A 14,089-nucleotide genomic window follows, 5' to 3' on the forward strand; every position below is an offset into this window, starting at 1 on the left:
AGTTGAATCTCTTGTATAGGTAAGTTAACAGAAGAGGTGTATAATAGGCATCATGTTTCGGAGATCGAATAAATGAAAGGTCTGATGATGATGAATACACTATCCGGTTCAAAACGGACCCGTCTGGCATTGATGCTTGGTGCACTTGGTGCGATGGGTCCTTTAACGATTGATATGTATCTGCCTGCATTCCCAACGATTGCGGCAGATTTGATGACAAGTGCATCTTCCGTACAGCTCAGTCTGACCGCCTGTTTGCTTGGTCTTGGTCTTGGGCAGTTGATTAACGGCCCGTTGAGTGATGTGCACGGTAGAAAAAAGCCGCTTGTGATTGCACTAGTAGCCTATGCGGTCGCTTCATTAGCCATCGCGTTTTCACCAAATATTTATGTGCTGGTCGCACTAAGATTTCTACAAGGGTTTTCTGCTTCAGCCGGAATTGTCATTTCCCGTGCAATTGTCAGAGACTCATATAGTGGCAGGGAGCTGACCAAGTTTTTTGCGCTCTTAATGCTGATCAGTAATCTGGCGCCGATCCTGGCACCGATTGTCGGCAGTACCATTTTGTTGTTTACAGACTGGAACGGTATTTTTATTGTTTTAAGTGTTGTGGGGTTACTGCTTTTCGCGCTGATTACATTGCGTCTTGAAGAAACATTACCTGAAACATCAAGGGTTCCGAGCAACATTGGTACGACGGTAAAAAACTTTAAATCTCTCATCACCAATCAGCAGTTTCTGGGCTATTCACTGGCGCAGGGCTTTATGATTGCAGGGGTGTTTGCTTATGTATCCGGAACACCATTTGTCTATCAGAATATCTACGGGTTCTCAGAACAGGAATTCAGTTATCTGTTTGGAATCAACGGGATTGGGCTGATTATCGGGACACAATCCGTCGGGCGGATGTCTCATAGAATTTCAGAAAGACAGTTTCTGCTTTATGGGTTATCACAGGCTGTAACGGCAGGGGCGGTCCTGACGACGACAGTACTATTAGATGGACCATTCTTTTTCGTAGCACTGCCATTGTTTTTCTTTGTCATGTCAATCGGAATGGTTGCGACAGCATCCTTTTCGCTGGCAATGCAGACGCAGGGACATATTGCAGGAAGTGCATCAGCATTTCTTGGCATGCTCCCGCTGGTACTTGGTTCTATGACTGCACCGCTGGTTGGGATTGCAGGTGAATATTCTGCTGTGCCGATGGGCTTGATCATTTTAAGTGCAAGTCTGCTCGCGCTCACCGCTTACTTCGGTCTCGCGCGTCGTGCTGAGAAAAAGGCAGATGAATTGTTCAGGGATCAATCATAAGTAAAAGCAGCCACTATTATACCGGCTGCTTTTTTCTTTCGCTGTTTTTAGCTGTCGCAAATGTAATCATGGCTGCTAAGAATAAAATCGTATTGATTGTCATGACAATGGCATCATAGACGCCATCAAATACGGAAAGGTTAATAAGAAAAGAAAAGTGCATAAGTGTAATCAGGATAATTAATAAGTTAACAGGTTTCATTGTCTCAGATCCTCTCAAATCATGGTAAGTATAGTGTAGCATGACATGTAATTCTTCTGTCACTCAGCTTTCAACTCATCTACTTACTTGACGTGCTGTGTTTAACAGGTGCACTAAAGTGAAATATTGGATATAAGGAGTGAAAGTGAAATGAAGAAAACAGCTTTATTACTTATAGATATGATGAATCATATGGAATTTGAAGGTGGGGATGACCTGCTTCAACGTACTTTACCGATGGTCGATCGTCTTGTGGCTTTAAAAAAACGAGTGAAGGAGAAAGACATTCCTGTGATCTATGTAAACGACAACTTTGATCACTGGCAAGATAATACAGATGCTGTGGTGGAAGAATGTCTTCATTCAAAAGGAAAGCCGGTTGTGGAAAAAATACGGCCTGAAGATCATGATTATTTCATTATCAAGCCGAAGCATTCAGGGTTTTTCGGCACCCAGCTCGATATTTTATTAAAGCAGTTGGAAGTTGAGCGGGTGATCATTGCGGGTGTCGCAACTGATATATGTGTTCTCTTTACGGCAAATGATGCCCATATGCGTGAGTATGAAATCTGTGTGCCGGAAGATTGCTCGGCAGCAGAATCGCAGGAAGCACATGACAGCGCCATGAGAATTATTGAACAATCACTTGATGCGGATATACGCGCGGGTGAAAAAATTCCGATTGGAGAGTGAGAGTGAACAGCATGGAAAATAAAACAGCCAAAGAAAAACGTGAGCGACTGCAGCGTGAGGAGCTCAATCCTGAAACGAATACAACTGCCGAAGCACCGTCAGAACAGCCCGGCAGGACAGGGCTCGGTGCAAAAGGATATCTGATTATGCTGGGGATAGTTGTAGCTGCGGTTATCATCTATCTGCTGGTATGAAAACTAAGGAGCCTGCGTGAAGACAGCCTTCACGCAGGGTTTTTGTGAACCTGAACGCCTGCCTCCGCTTTTCTACTTTACCACTTTAATATACCGCTTAAATCCTGATACACTGCATCAGGTTCTAACTGCAGTTCCTCAACAGGCAGTCCGCTTCGATTAATCCAGGCAGTATGAAACCCAAAGCTCTTTGCCCCTGAAATGTCCCATCCGTTTGACGACATAAATAAGACCTCTTCGCGTTTAACACCTGCTTTTTCAAGCGCGTATACATAAGCAGCGGGTGACGGCTTATACTGCTTGACCTCATCAGCACTGATTGCCTCTGTAAACAAAGGTTTCAGTCCTGAAAACTCCATCAGAGGGTGTAGCATATTTTCAGATCCATTTGAGAACACAATCAGTTCTTTCCCCTGCAACTGCTTCAATACTTCTTCAACTTCATCGTAATGCTTGAGCTGACGATAGCTTTCGAGCATGTGCGCTACCTGCTGCTCGTCAATTGTCTGATCATTTTCTTTCACCGCATAGACAAGGGAGTCCCTGGTTACCTGATCAAAAGGTTTATAGCGTCCCATTACCTGTCTGAGGAAAAAATATTCAACCTGCTTTTTTCGCCACGTCTGACTGATGGATTCCCCCTTTTCCGGGAAAAGTTCCTCTAATTCCTTCATGACTGAATGAACATCAAATAGTGTGCCATAAGCATCAAATATGTAAGCTTTAATTTCCGGCATGGTGAATCATCTCCTTCTTAAATGATTTTCCCGATAAATAACTAAAATAACCCAAAAGTCATGCAACTTTTTGTGAAGTCATTCGTCTGTTTAAATAAGAAAAATTTTCAAGGAGACCGTCCATCATGAGAAAACCCGTCATCATTGCACTTGTCTTGTTTTTTGGTCTTGCAGGTATGATTTTTGCATCTAATCAGTTTGAAAAAAGCCGGATTGCTACTGTCCAGTTTTGGGATGAAGACTCGCAGGTTTATGAGGAAGTATCTGTTGTGTTGAATGATCAAGAGCAAAAAGAGCTCAGAAGCGTATTAAACAGCTCAGATTATAAAGCCCGCCAATCTGAAATGGCCGTTGTAGCAGATGTGAAACTGACATTTACATATGAGGATAACCACAGCGAACGCATTTATCTGTGGAAAGAAAGCGGGCAGTATTCAAGGTTCACCAGTTCTGAGAAAGAAGGCACATTCATTTTAAAAGATTCTGAAGCGAAGAGGAAGATTGAAACCATCTTATCACGCTAGGAGTGGGAAAAATGACAGCACCTCAAAAAGGAATGGCGGCAATCGGACTGACCATCTTATCCGGTATGCTTGCATTACATGGATTTAATTTGATGCAAACGTTAGAGACAAGGGACGGGGCAGGCACAGGTGTATATTTTCTATTGTTTGAGATCAATGACCGCGTTCTATGGCACAACGTTTCAGCCTATGCTTACGGCTTTTGGATTACAAGTCTCATTACGTTCATTGGGGCAATCTTATTGGTGAAAAGTATCAAGGTGAATAAATTATATTTGAACGAAAAAAGATCCTGAATCATTCCGATTCAGGATTTTCTTTTTCATCTTTTTCAACCATGAATTTCATGGCAATTGCTGCGAATATATCACCTATTATGGTGAACAATGCGGCCAAAGGAAAACCTCCAGTTAAACTGTATTTTCTTCATCGTCGTTAGACTGCTTTTCAGCATATTGCCAGAGGAAGTAGATGATCCAGGCTGCAATGACTGGTGACATCGCAAGCAGGCTTCTGCTTTCAGGCAATATGTAGAGCAATACTACACTTAGAATAAACGTCGGGAGTACGAGCATCAGATATTTCACTTTAGGATCCATCATCATGTTTCCTCCTCTTGTATAAAGTTATTATAACATTTTGACAATGTAATTGCGAATGAAGGCGGTTTCATTTTTGGTAGACGGCTGACGGTTTGGAGGTCAGCGGCGGGTGTTCGGAGAAAAAAGCGAGATGTTCGGCGTTTAAGGTTGAAGGTTCAAAGAAAAACAAGTGAACTTCAAAGGTATTTCAGCCATGTTCGGAGAATAGTGTAATTTGACCTATCTGAAAGAGAGATTTTGATAACCGTCGCGGGACGGAGGCAGCTTAACAGGTGATCCTGTACACTTTGATTAAAAACTGGAGGCAATGATGGAACAGTCAGTTGAACGATTATTTACACAACAGATACTGTCAAAAGCAGCATCACGCTTTCAGACAGACGCCACTCATGCTAAAAATCTGAACGGCTTTGAGAACTATGTCTATGAAGTTTATAAGAATGGAAAGCCTTATGTACTGAGACTAACGCATTCGTCTCACAGAACAAAATCAGAGGTTGAAAGTGAACTGATCTGGATTAATGACCTTCACAGCAGAGGCATCAATGTTTCACTTGTAAATCAGTCGGTCAACGGAAACTTGGTAGAAGTGATCGAAGCGGAGGATACATACTTTTATGCATGCCTTTTTAACAAAGCACCTGGTGCATCTGTGAAATTGGATGACCCGGTCTTTGACATTCCACTTTTTGAAAAGTGGGGAGAGATCACAGGTGAGTTGCATACTGTAGCAAAGGATTTTGATACGAAGCAAATTGACCGGCCTCACTGGTATGAGGATGATCTGATTGAGCTTGGAAAGTACCTATCTGAAGAAGATCAGCAAATCGTCGAAGGTAACCGTGAGCTGGTTGAACAAATCAGACGGCTGCCGGATCATAAAGAAGTATATGGATTGATTCACTCTGACATTCATATGGGTAATTTCTTTTTTTATGAAGGGGAGCTGCATTTATTTGATTTTGACGACACAATGTATTTCCACTACATCAGCGACATTGCGATCACGCTTTATTATATGACATTGTGGAAAAACAGAGAGCTGCCGCTGGAAGAGCGATCCAGAGAGGGAGAAGTATTCCTCAAAGCGTTTTTGACAGGCTATGCCAATACAAGTGCCATTGACCAGGAGTGGATTGAAAAACTGCCGATGTTTTTAAAAATGAGGGATTATACATTGTATGGTGTCTTTCATAAACAGGTGGATCTTGAAAACGCGAGTGAACGAGAGGGGACGCTTGTGAAAAGTCTGCGTGAACGATTAGTCAATAATGAACCGATTGTGGAATTAGACTATGCAAAGATTTTTTGCGAAGTCATTCAGGAAGTCTGACTGCGGATAGAATATTTCTTTTCAATTAGGGTATGGTTACTAACAGAATCTACATATCTGACAGGAGGAGAAGCTGATGAACAGAGGCGTTGTAACCTCATTATCAGCAATTGGGATCGCCCAGGCGCTGAAAATTGTAACGCATAAAAAAATTACAGGGAAGTGGGAGTTGAAACCGCTCGTACAGACTGGCGGTATGCCAAGTTCTCACTCGGCGGGTGTTGCTTCCCTTGCAGCTTATGTGGCTGCCAACCGAGGAACCAGACATATTGAAACAGCACTTGCGATTGTCTTTGGGACAATTGTGATGTATGACGCGCAGGGCGTCCGCCGGCATACGGGTGAAATTGCAAGGCTGGTAAATGACCTGGAAGATCACTTTGAAATCATTTCAGATGATTATCCAAGCCTTCAATTTGAAAAGCGTGAGAAGGAATTAAAGGAACTGCTCGGTCACCAGCCGCTTGAAGTACTGGCTGGGGGAGTTTTCGGCATCCTTTACGGGGTGGCTTCAGCAAAGCTTGAAGACCGGAAGCAAAGGAAAGAAGAACCCAAACCAATGATTGCAAGAGATTTTAAAACGGAATAAACTGATTTCCGCAGCGTTGATGTGTTTAATCTATCAGCATATCCGCTGCGGATTTTTATTTTGAAAATTTTTTCAAAACCCACTTGCACTGAGAACGATTTTCATTTACTATCAGATATGGGAAGATAAAAGGATGGATCTTATGAATGACAAACAATATTTCCTTAATGATTCCCTGGGCTATAAGCTGTTTCATGCTTCAAGGCTGATGAACAGCCGATTAAACCGTAATTTTAAAGAAAATGGTTTTAACCTTACATATGAACAGTGGCAGATTTTGACCCGGCTTTATGAGCGTGACGGTCAGACTCAAAATGAGCTTGCGACTCAAAATGAAAGAGACCAGGCGAGTGTATCAAGGCTGATAGATAATCTGATTATACGTGGATACGTCAAAAGAGAAGTCCATCAATCAGATCGCCGTGTCAACAAAATTTTGCTCACTGAAGAAGCGAAGCGTGACCAGAAAGACCTCGAAACGTTAGCACAAAAAACCATTGCCCAGGCATCAGACGGACTGCCGGAAAAAGAATTGGCGCAGGTATTAGCAGCGCTTGATAAAATTAGAGCGAATTTAGAGTAATCTTTTTTGCGTCAAACACTTGTTGAAACAAGTATTATTTTTGTGCATTAGTTGTCTAAACAAGTATTTGCCGGAGAGAAGACTCTCTCTTTTTTTAGAATACAGTGAGAATAATTATCATTTTCGCTATAAGGAAAGTCGGGTTCCAATAATGAAAAAACGATATCTGGCCAGTGCACTCGTTCTTTTCGCTGCAGGATCTCTATTTGTAGGGGTATCATCACTTTCCCCAATGGATTTATTTCATTTGTCTGAGGAACAGCTGCATGTTTTGTGGAACAGCCGGCTGCCGCGGTTAATGAGTATTTTACTGGCGGGAGCGGGGATGAGTGTGTGCGGGCTGATTATGCAGCAGCTTTCACGTAACAAATTTGTATCACCAACGACTGCAGGTACAATGGATTCTGCAAGACTCGGTGTGCTGGTATCACTCATGTTATTTACCAGCGCGTCACCATTGTTAAAAATGAGTATCGCATTCTTATTTGCTTTACTCGGCACATTCGTTTTTATGAAAATTTTAGACCGGATTAAGTTCAAGGATGTCATTTTTGTTCCGCTTGTCGGGCTGATGTTTGGGAATATTATCAGCTCTTTTACAACTTTTTTCGCATATGAGCGGGATCTCATTCAGAATATGTCTGCCTGGATGCAGGGTGACTTTTCACTCATTGTGACCGGCCGTTATGAACTGATGTACTTAAGCGTTCCATTCATGGTTGCTGCATACATATTTGCAAATAAGTTCACAATTGCAGGGATGGGTGAGGACTTTGCTGTCAGCCTCGGGTTGAAATACAGAACCGTTGTGAATACAGGACTTGTGCTTGTTGCCTTTGTCACCTCAGCTGTTTTGCTGACAGTCGGAATGATCCCTTTCCTTGGCTTAATCGTACCGAATATCGTCAGCCTTTATCAGGGGGATAACCTGAAGAAGAACCTGCCGCACACAGCGATGCTTGGCGCATTATTTGTACTCGTTTGTGATATTCTCGGCCGCATTGTGATTTACCCGTATGAACTGCCAATTAACTTAACCGTCGGAGTGCTTGGAAGCGGAATTTTTGCGTGGCTGCTGATCAGGAGGCGATCACGTGAAGCATAAGCTGATGTTAACCATACTTGCCGTTCTTGCTGTCACCATGATTGTGATCTATATGACGATCGCATCCGGCGGTAACTGGGATTATATTATTCCGCGCCGGGGCATGAAGGTGCTTGCGATGGTCATTACTGCAAGCACGATCGGGATTTCCACGGTCATCTTTCAGACAATGACTAACAATAGAATTCTTACCCCGAGCATTATGGGAATGGATTCGCTTTATATGCTGCTTCAGACAGCGCTAATTTTTATCGTCGGCTCAGGCAGTGCGCTGATTATGAACCGCAATTTAAATTTTGTCGTATCAGTCCTGCTCATGATGGTGTTTGCCATGCTGTTATATAAGCTATTGTTCAGAAAGGAAGGATCAAATCTGTTTTTCCTTCTGTTGCTCGGACTGATTTTCGGAACATTCTTTTCAAGCATTTCAACCTTCATGCAGGTGCTGATTGATCCAAATGAGTTTCTCATGATTCAGGACCGGATGTTTGCAAGCTTTAACAACGTCAGTGCTGATCTTGTGTGGGTGGCACTGGGCTGTATTGCAGTGACTGTGATCTGGATGTGGAAGGACCTTAAATATCTCGATGTTCTGTCACTTGGACGGGATCAGGCACTGAACCTGGGCGTAAATTATGAGCGCGTCGTCAGAAAACTGTTTTTGGTGACAGCAGTATTTGTTGCGATCTCGACCGCACTTGTCGGTCCGATTTTATTCCTCGGACTGCTCGTAGCCAACGTCACATATGAAGTCATGAAAACCTACCGCCACACCTATCTAATGGCTGCTTCTGCTTTGATCGGCATCATCGCAGTTATAGGCGGTCAGCTGCTTGTTGAGAAAGTGTTCAGCTTTACAACGACACTCAGTGTCATCGTGAACTTCATTGGTGGCGTGTACTTTTTATACTTACTATTAAGGGAGCGATCTTAAATGGTTTCAGCGAGTAATGTAGTGAAATTTTTCGGTAAAAAGAAAGTCGTACAGGACGTCTCAATTCATGTCGAAAAAGGAAAAATCACTTCTCTGATCGGTCCAAATGGTGCCGGTAAAAGTACACTGCTATCGATCGTCAGCAGACTGATGACGTCTGACGGCGGTGAAGTGAAAATCGATGAGCTTGACGTCGCTAAATGCCGTGGCAGTGAGCTTGCTAAAAAGGTATCTATTTTAAAGCAGGCAAATTATATGACGCTGAAATTAACTGTCAGGGAACTCGTCTCATTTGGCCGATTCCCTTATTCACAGGGGAAGCTGACAGCTGAGGATGAACGCTTTGTTGATGAAGCAATTACTTATATGCAACTTGAAGATATGCAGCACTCCTACTTAGATGAGCTGAGCGGTGGGCAAAAACAGCGCGCGTTTCTTGCGATGGTCATCGCGCAGGATACAGAATATATCCTGCTTGATGAACCACTCAATAATCTTGATATGAAGCATGCTGTACAAATGATGAAGGTACTTCGCCGCCTGGTCGATGAGCTGGGTAAAACCGTGGTAATCGTGATTCACGATATCAACTTTGCCTCCTGCTATTCAGACAATATTATCGCAATGAAAAATGGACGTGTTGTCAGAGAAGGTACTGTAAATGACATCATCAAACCGTGTGTACTGAAAGAAATTTACGATATGGATATTGACATTAAAGATGTAAATGAAAATAAAATCTGCGTGTACTACGCTTAAAAGGACGGATCAGATATGAAGAAATTATTATTTCCAGTAATCGCAGGCTCACTTGTATTAGCTGCCTGCGGATCAGAAGAAAATGCAGAAACCACAACAGGCTCAGCCGCTGAAAAAGAAGAAATGACAATTTCTCATCTGTTAGGTGATACAACAGTTGAAAAGAGTCCGGAATCAGTTGTCGTATTCGACTTCGGTACGCTTGATACACTTGATGCGCTCGGCGTTGAAGTAGAAGGTGTCCCCCAGATGAACATGCCATCTTATCTTTCAAAATATGAGGGAGATGACTATGAAAACGCTGGTGGATTAAAAGAACCTGACTTTGAAGCGATTAATGCAATGGATCCTGATCTGATCATTATCTCAGGACGCCAGGCAGACCTCTACGAAGAATTTGAAGCGATCGCTCCAACGATTTATATGGGCGTTGATACTGAAAATTATATGGAATCATTTGAGGGGAACGTCAATACACTGGCGGAGCTTTTTGAAAAAGAAGAAGCTGCCGCTGAAAAGTTGAATGAGATTAACGCATCAATTGATGAGTTAAATGAACAAGTCACTTCTGAAGAGCTTGAAGCATTGGTGACACTTGCAAATGACGGGAAAATTAGTGCGTACGGTGCAGGTTCTCGTTTTGGCATCATCCACGATGTATTCGGCTTTACCCCTGCAGACGAAACGATTGAAGTATCCACACATGGGCAAAGCATCTCATATGAATACATTGTAGAAGAAGATCCGCAATACATCTTCGTTGTAGACCGCGGCGCAGCAGTTGATGGAGAGTCATCAGCAAAGCAGGTCGTAGAGAATGAATTCATCGAAGGTACACAGGCTTATGAGAACGGCAACATTATCTACCTTGATCCGGATTACTGGTATCTGTCGGGCGGCGGATTAGTATCTGTACAGGAAATGGTTAATGAGATTCAGACAGGTATCGAATAAGACAGTCAGCTCCTCTGCAGGTTGCAGGGGAGTTTTCATGTGGTCTGAGAAAAGATTCCACCTGTAATCTTTGTTATACTGTACAAAACTTTCTACGCTAAAGGAGTGTCTCCATATGAAAACAGCATTAGTCACAGGCGCCAATTCAGGTATGGGACTTACAACGACCATTGAACTTGTAAAACAGGGCTATCATGTCGTGATGATGTGCCGCAACACGCGCCGCGGAAAAGTAGCCTGGATCTCAGCGAAAGAACAGACGCGTTCAGAAGAACTGACATTAATGCAATGTGACCTTGGCAACCTCGAAAGTATCAGAAACTTTGCAGAAGATTTTAAAAAGAAGTTTTCAAAACTGGACGTGCTCGTTAATAACGCAGGCGTCGTATCTGTAAAGCGCAGGCTCACAGATGACCGCTTTGAATCACATTTAGGCGTCAATCATCTCGGGCATTTTCTATTGACGAATCTGTTACTGGATGAACTAAAAGCCGCGGAGCAGGGCAGAGTAGTCATAGTCAGCTCAGGCGCGCATAAATGGGGCAAAATCGATTTTGACGACCCTCATTTTGAAAAAGGCTATAACGTTGCGAGAGCTTACGGCCGTTCAAAGCTTGCAAACGTTCTTTTTACAAAAGCACTGGCTAAGCGTCTTGAAGGCACTGCTGTAACAGCAAATGCCGTACACCCGGGCGCAGTATCAACGAATATTGGGATAGATCGGAAAACGGAGTTCGGGAAAAGTGTTCATAAAGTATTGAAGCCGTTTTTCCAGACAGCCGAAGAAGGAGCTGCAACAGCAGTCTATTTGGCGTCTGCACCGGAGTTATCAGGGGTTAGCGGAAAGTACTTTTATCAGATGGCAGAAATGGATGTATCAGAGGACGCGTCAAATGAATGGCTGGCAGAAGAGCTGTGGGGCTGGAGTGAGGAACGGGTAGGATTGTAAGGGATTTGATGGACCCCGTCTGTGTGGTGCTGGCGGGGTTTTTGTGTAGGGTGGAGGGGACGAGTCAGCTGAGGATTCAGGCAACGCAGAAGGCGGCTCTTCTGAAGCTGGCAGTGAATTCAACCTGCTTGAAGAAGGTAAATTAACGTGGGCTTCAAGCGGTCTTTACAAGCCATTTAACTATGAAGAAGGCGGAGAGCTGAAAGGATTTGACGTTGAAATCGGTTATGCACTGGCTGAAGAAATGGGCCTTGAACCAAACCCGATTACAACACCGTGGGAAACAATTTTGCAGGGTCTTACAAGTAACCGTTTTGACGCGATTATCGGTAGTATGGCAATTACAAATGAGCGTGCTGAACAGGTTAACTTCTCAGATCCGTATTATTACTCAGGCGGAATGATTTTTGTAAACGAAAACAATAATGACATCACGTCGCCAGAAGACCTTGAAGGCAAGACAATCGGTGTAGTTGCACAGAGTACGTATGACGAAGCTGCACAGGAATACACAGATGAAGGTAATATTCAGTATTACAACAGTGACGTTGTAGCGCTGAATGACCTGACGATTGAAGGGCGACTTGATGCCGTTATTACAGCTGACGTAGTTGGTTATGAAGCGCAGGCACAGGGGCTTGAGATTAAAGAAGTCGGTGACCCGCTATGGATTGAAAAAGCAGCAGTAGCTGTAAATAAAGATGACGAAGCGCTGCTTGAAGCGATTAATGAAGCTTTAGCTGCGATCGTTGAAGATGGTACCTATGATCAGATCTCAAATGACCTGTTCGGTCGTAACCTGTTAGAAACAGAAACAGAAGGCATTGAAATTTTAGAATAAGTCCACGAGAGTAGGAAGGTGTTAATATGCCAGAATTATTTGGAACACTCATTGATGTGTTTACAAGAACGCTTTCCGGCTTTTTGGACGCCACTGTCATCACCCTTCAATTAACAGCGGTCGGGGTTGTCCTCGGCTGTCTGTTAGGGTTATTCTTTGCGCTTCTGAAATTGTCGAAAGCAAAACCGCTTCAACTGATTGCGAACTTTTATATTACGATCATTCGCGGAACGCCGCTGATTGTACAAATTATGTTTTTATATTTCGGGATTACTGAACTGATCACATTGACCAACTTCTGGGCCGGTGCCATCGCACTTGGTGTGCACAACGGCGCCTATATCGCGGAAATTTTTCGTGGCGCGATTCAGGGTGTGGATAAAGGGCAGACAGAAGCAAGCTTTTCGCTTGGTATGACAAAGTCTCAGACGATGAAAAGAATCGTCTTCCCACAGGCGCTGCGCCGCTCAATCCCGCCGCTTGGCAACCAGTTTATTATTGCGCTGAAGGATTCTTCTCTTGTGTACGTTATCGGGGTAGCCGAGCTATTCTCGCTGGCCAACAGAGAAGCCGCACAGTCCTTCCAGCCATTTGAAACGTATTTGATCGTCGGACTGTATTACTTAGTCCTCGTTATGATCTTCACATACCTGCTCAGATGGTATGAAAATAAACTCGATTTTGATAAAGATTAAGGAGGGTCGCATATGATTAAAGCAAAAAATATTCATAAATCATTTGGTGACCTCGAAGTATTAAAAGGCATTGATCTTGAAGTCCAGCCATCAGAAGTGGTTGTACTTGTCGGCGTCAGTGGATCTGGTAAAAGTACACTGCTGCGCTGCTTTAACTTTCTCGAAATGATCAATGACGGAGAAATTACGATTGATGGCACCACTGTGAATCATAAAAAAGACAACCTTTCAAAAGTCCGCGCAGAGGTCGGCATGGTGTTCCAGCACTTTAACCTGTTTCCCCATAAGACAGTGCTTGAAAATGTGATTGAGGCACCAATTCAGGTGAAGAAAAAGAAGAAGGATGCTGCAATCAAGCATGCGAAAGAACTGTTTGATAAAGTTGGGCTTGCAGATAAAGCTGACGTGTATCCTAATAAGCTTTCAGGCGGTCAGAAGCAGCGTGTCGCGATTGCGAGGTCGCTTGCAATGGAGCCGAAAGTCATGCTGTTTGACGAACCGACGTCAGCGCTTGACCCGGAGCTTGTTACTGAAGTGCTTCAGGTGATGAAGCAGCTGGCTGAAGAAGGCATGACCATGGTCGTCGTGACCCACGAAATGCGCTTTGCGCGCGAGGTAGCAGACCGGATTATCATGCTTGATCAGGGCGTGATTATTGAGTCAGCAGATCCGAAAACGTTCTTTGAGAATCCGTCTAATGAACGGACGAAGCAGTTTATTCAGCTGGTTGAATAGATAGGATTGTGTAAGACCGCTGCGCGGAGTCAGGATTTCTGGCTTTGTGTGGCGGTTTTTTTTACTGCGGTTGGAAACAGGGATGGGGGTGACAGGGAGTTTTGATGAGCATAAAGTCCCGAAGTGTCGAACAGTCGGTGTTTTACGCCGAACAATCCGGTTTGAACGTCGAACATGGCTGTACCAAAAGCGAACATGCATCATTTCCCATCGTAGTCAGAGTATTTCCCGTCGAACCCACATCACCATTCCGCCACACAGTCCCTCCAAAAACCCAAACTTCACTCAAACTTCACACAAAACTGATACAATAGCGGTATCATTTCAACAAAAGCAGGTGAACTAA

Annotated in this window: 19 protein-coding genes; 16 read left to right on the forward strand and 3 right to left on the reverse strand. The window is 43.6% G+C overall.

The genetic code is table 11. The annotated features are described in order from the left end of the window. Positions 1–72: 72 nt before the first annotated feature. On the forward strand, positions 73–1,314 hold the full coding sequence (locus ACH6CZ_RS12260; protein WP_374097738.1) for a Bcr/CflA family multidrug efflux MFS transporter: 1,242 nt from the start codon (positions 73–75) through the stop codon (positions 1,312–1,314). A 16-nt stretch (positions 1,315–1,330) separates the two neighbouring features. Here ACH6CZ_RS12260 and ACH6CZ_RS12265 read toward each other — a convergent pair whose 3' ends face one another. After that, complete coding sequence (locus ACH6CZ_RS12265; protein WP_374097739.1) at positions 1,331–1,579, reverse strand: hypothetical protein; 249 nt, start codon at positions 1,577–1,579, stop codon at positions 1,331–1,333. 87 nt (positions 1,580–1,666) lie between these two features. Between ACH6CZ_RS12265 and ACH6CZ_RS12270 the strand changes: the two genes are divergently transcribed. Together ACH6CZ_RS12270 and ACH6CZ_RS12275 are read left to right on the forward strand one after the other, a co-directional pair. Continuing rightward, the gene (locus ACH6CZ_RS12270) at positions 1,667–2,209 is read left to right on the forward strand and encodes a cysteine hydrolase family protein (protein ID WP_374097740.1); all 543 of its coding nucleotides are present in this window, start codon (positions 1,667–1,669) and stop codon (positions 2,207–2,209) included. 11 nt (positions 2,210–2,220) lie between these two features. Continuing rightward, a complete protein-coding gene (locus tag ACH6CZ_RS12275; protein ID WP_374097741.1) occupies positions 2,221–2,403 on the forward strand; it encodes a DUF6366 family protein in 183 nt (60 codons plus the stop codon). Between the two features lie 77 nt (positions 2,404–2,480). Here the strand turns inward: ACH6CZ_RS12275 and ACH6CZ_RS12280 are convergent, their stop codons facing one another. Continuing rightward, complete coding sequence (locus ACH6CZ_RS12280) at positions 2,481–3,140, reverse strand: haloacid dehalogenase type II (RefSeq protein ID WP_374097742.1); 660 nt, start codon at positions 3,138–3,140, stop codon at positions 2,481–2,483. A gap of 125 nt (positions 3,141–3,265) precedes the next feature. On the opposite strand from ACH6CZ_RS12280, the gene ACH6CZ_RS12285 reads away from it, so the two are divergent. Next, on the forward strand, positions 3,266–3,664 hold the full coding sequence (locus ACH6CZ_RS12285; RefSeq protein ID WP_374097743.1) for a hypothetical protein: 399 nt from the start codon (positions 3,266–3,268) through the stop codon (positions 3,662–3,664). 11 nt (positions 3,665–3,675) lie between these two features. After that, the gene (locus ACH6CZ_RS12290; RefSeq protein WP_374097744.1) at positions 3,676–3,960 is read left to right on the forward strand and encodes a hypothetical protein; all 285 of its coding nucleotides are present in this window, start codon (positions 3,676–3,678) and stop codon (positions 3,958–3,960) included. A gap of 114 nt (positions 3,961–4,074) precedes the next feature. On the opposite strand, the gene ACH6CZ_RS12295 is transcribed toward ACH6CZ_RS12290, so the two are convergent. Continuing rightward, positions 4,075–4,266, reverse strand: a complete 192-nt coding sequence (locus tag ACH6CZ_RS12295; protein ID WP_374097745.1) for a hypothetical protein — start codon at positions 4,264–4,266, stop codon at positions 4,075–4,077. A gap of 310 nt (positions 4,267–4,576) precedes the next feature. Here ACH6CZ_RS12295 and ACH6CZ_RS12300 point away from each other — a divergent pair, with 310 nt between their 5' ends. From ACH6CZ_RS12300 to ACH6CZ_RS12350, 11 genes are all read left to right on the forward strand, one after another. Beyond that, positions 4,577–5,599, forward strand: coding sequence for a phosphotransferase enzyme family protein (locus tag ACH6CZ_RS12300; RefSeq protein ID WP_374097746.1), 1,023 nt, complete (start codon positions 4,577–4,579; stop codon positions 5,597–5,599). A gap of 76 nt (positions 5,600–5,675) precedes the next feature. Beyond that, positions 5,676–6,188, forward strand: coding sequence for a divergent PAP2 family protein (locus tag ACH6CZ_RS12305; RefSeq protein WP_374097747.1), 513 nt, complete (start codon positions 5,676–5,678; stop codon positions 6,186–6,188). 142 nt (positions 6,189–6,330) lie between these two features. Then, positions 6,331–6,771: a MarR family winged helix-turn-helix transcriptional regulator gene (locus tag ACH6CZ_RS12310; protein ID WP_374097748.1), complete on the forward strand. Its 441-nt coding sequence runs from the start codon at positions 6,331–6,333 to the stop codon at positions 6,769–6,771. 151 nt (positions 6,772–6,922) lie between these two features. After that, positions 6,923–7,876 (forward strand): ABC transporter permease, encoded by a 954-nt coding sequence (locus ACH6CZ_RS12315; protein ID WP_374097749.1) that lies wholly within the window; start codon positions 6,923–6,925, stop codon positions 7,874–7,876. Then, entirely contained in the window at positions 7,866–8,810 is a 945-nt protein-coding gene (locus ACH6CZ_RS12320) for an iron chelate uptake ABC transporter family permease subunit (protein WP_374097750.1), read from the forward strand. The genes ACH6CZ_RS12315 and ACH6CZ_RS12320 overlap by 11 nt, the downstream gene beginning before the upstream one ends. After that, positions 8,811–9,569, forward strand: a complete 759-nt coding sequence (locus ACH6CZ_RS12325; RefSeq protein WP_374097751.1) for an iron ABC transporter ATP-binding protein — start codon at positions 8,811–8,813, stop codon at positions 9,567–9,569. 15 nt (positions 9,570–9,584) lie between these two features. Then, on the forward strand, positions 9,585–10,523 hold the full coding sequence (locus ACH6CZ_RS12330) for a siderophore ABC transporter substrate-binding protein (RefSeq protein ID WP_374097752.1): 939 nt from the start codon (positions 9,585–9,587) through the stop codon (positions 10,521–10,523). A 115-nt stretch (positions 10,524–10,638) separates the two neighbouring features. Further along, a complete protein-coding gene (locus tag ACH6CZ_RS12335) occupies positions 10,639–11,472 on the forward strand; it encodes an SDR family oxidoreductase (protein WP_374097753.1) in 834 nt (277 codons plus the stop codon). A gap of 124 nt (positions 11,473–11,596) precedes the next feature. Further along, complete coding sequence (locus ACH6CZ_RS12340) at positions 11,597–12,313, forward strand: transporter substrate-binding domain-containing protein (RefSeq protein ID WP_374097812.1); 717 nt, start codon at positions 11,597–11,599, stop codon at positions 12,311–12,313. A 26-nt stretch (positions 12,314–12,339) separates the two neighbouring features. Then, on the forward strand, positions 12,340–13,008 hold the full coding sequence (locus tag ACH6CZ_RS12345) for an amino acid ABC transporter permease (RefSeq protein WP_374097754.1): 669 nt from the start codon (positions 12,340–12,342) through the stop codon (positions 13,006–13,008). A gap of 12 nt (positions 13,009–13,020) precedes the next feature. Next, positions 13,021–13,743, forward strand: a complete 723-nt coding sequence (locus ACH6CZ_RS12350) for an amino acid ABC transporter ATP-binding protein (protein ID WP_374097755.1) — start codon at positions 13,021–13,023, stop codon at positions 13,741–13,743. Positions 13,744–14,089 lie beyond the last annotated feature (346 nt).

Origin of the sequence: Jeotgalibacillus sp. JSM ZJ347, assembly GCF_044383825.1 — a bacterium.
Taxonomy (GTDB): Bacteria; Bacillota; Bacilli; order Bacillales; family Jeotgalibacillaceae; genus Jeotgalibacillus.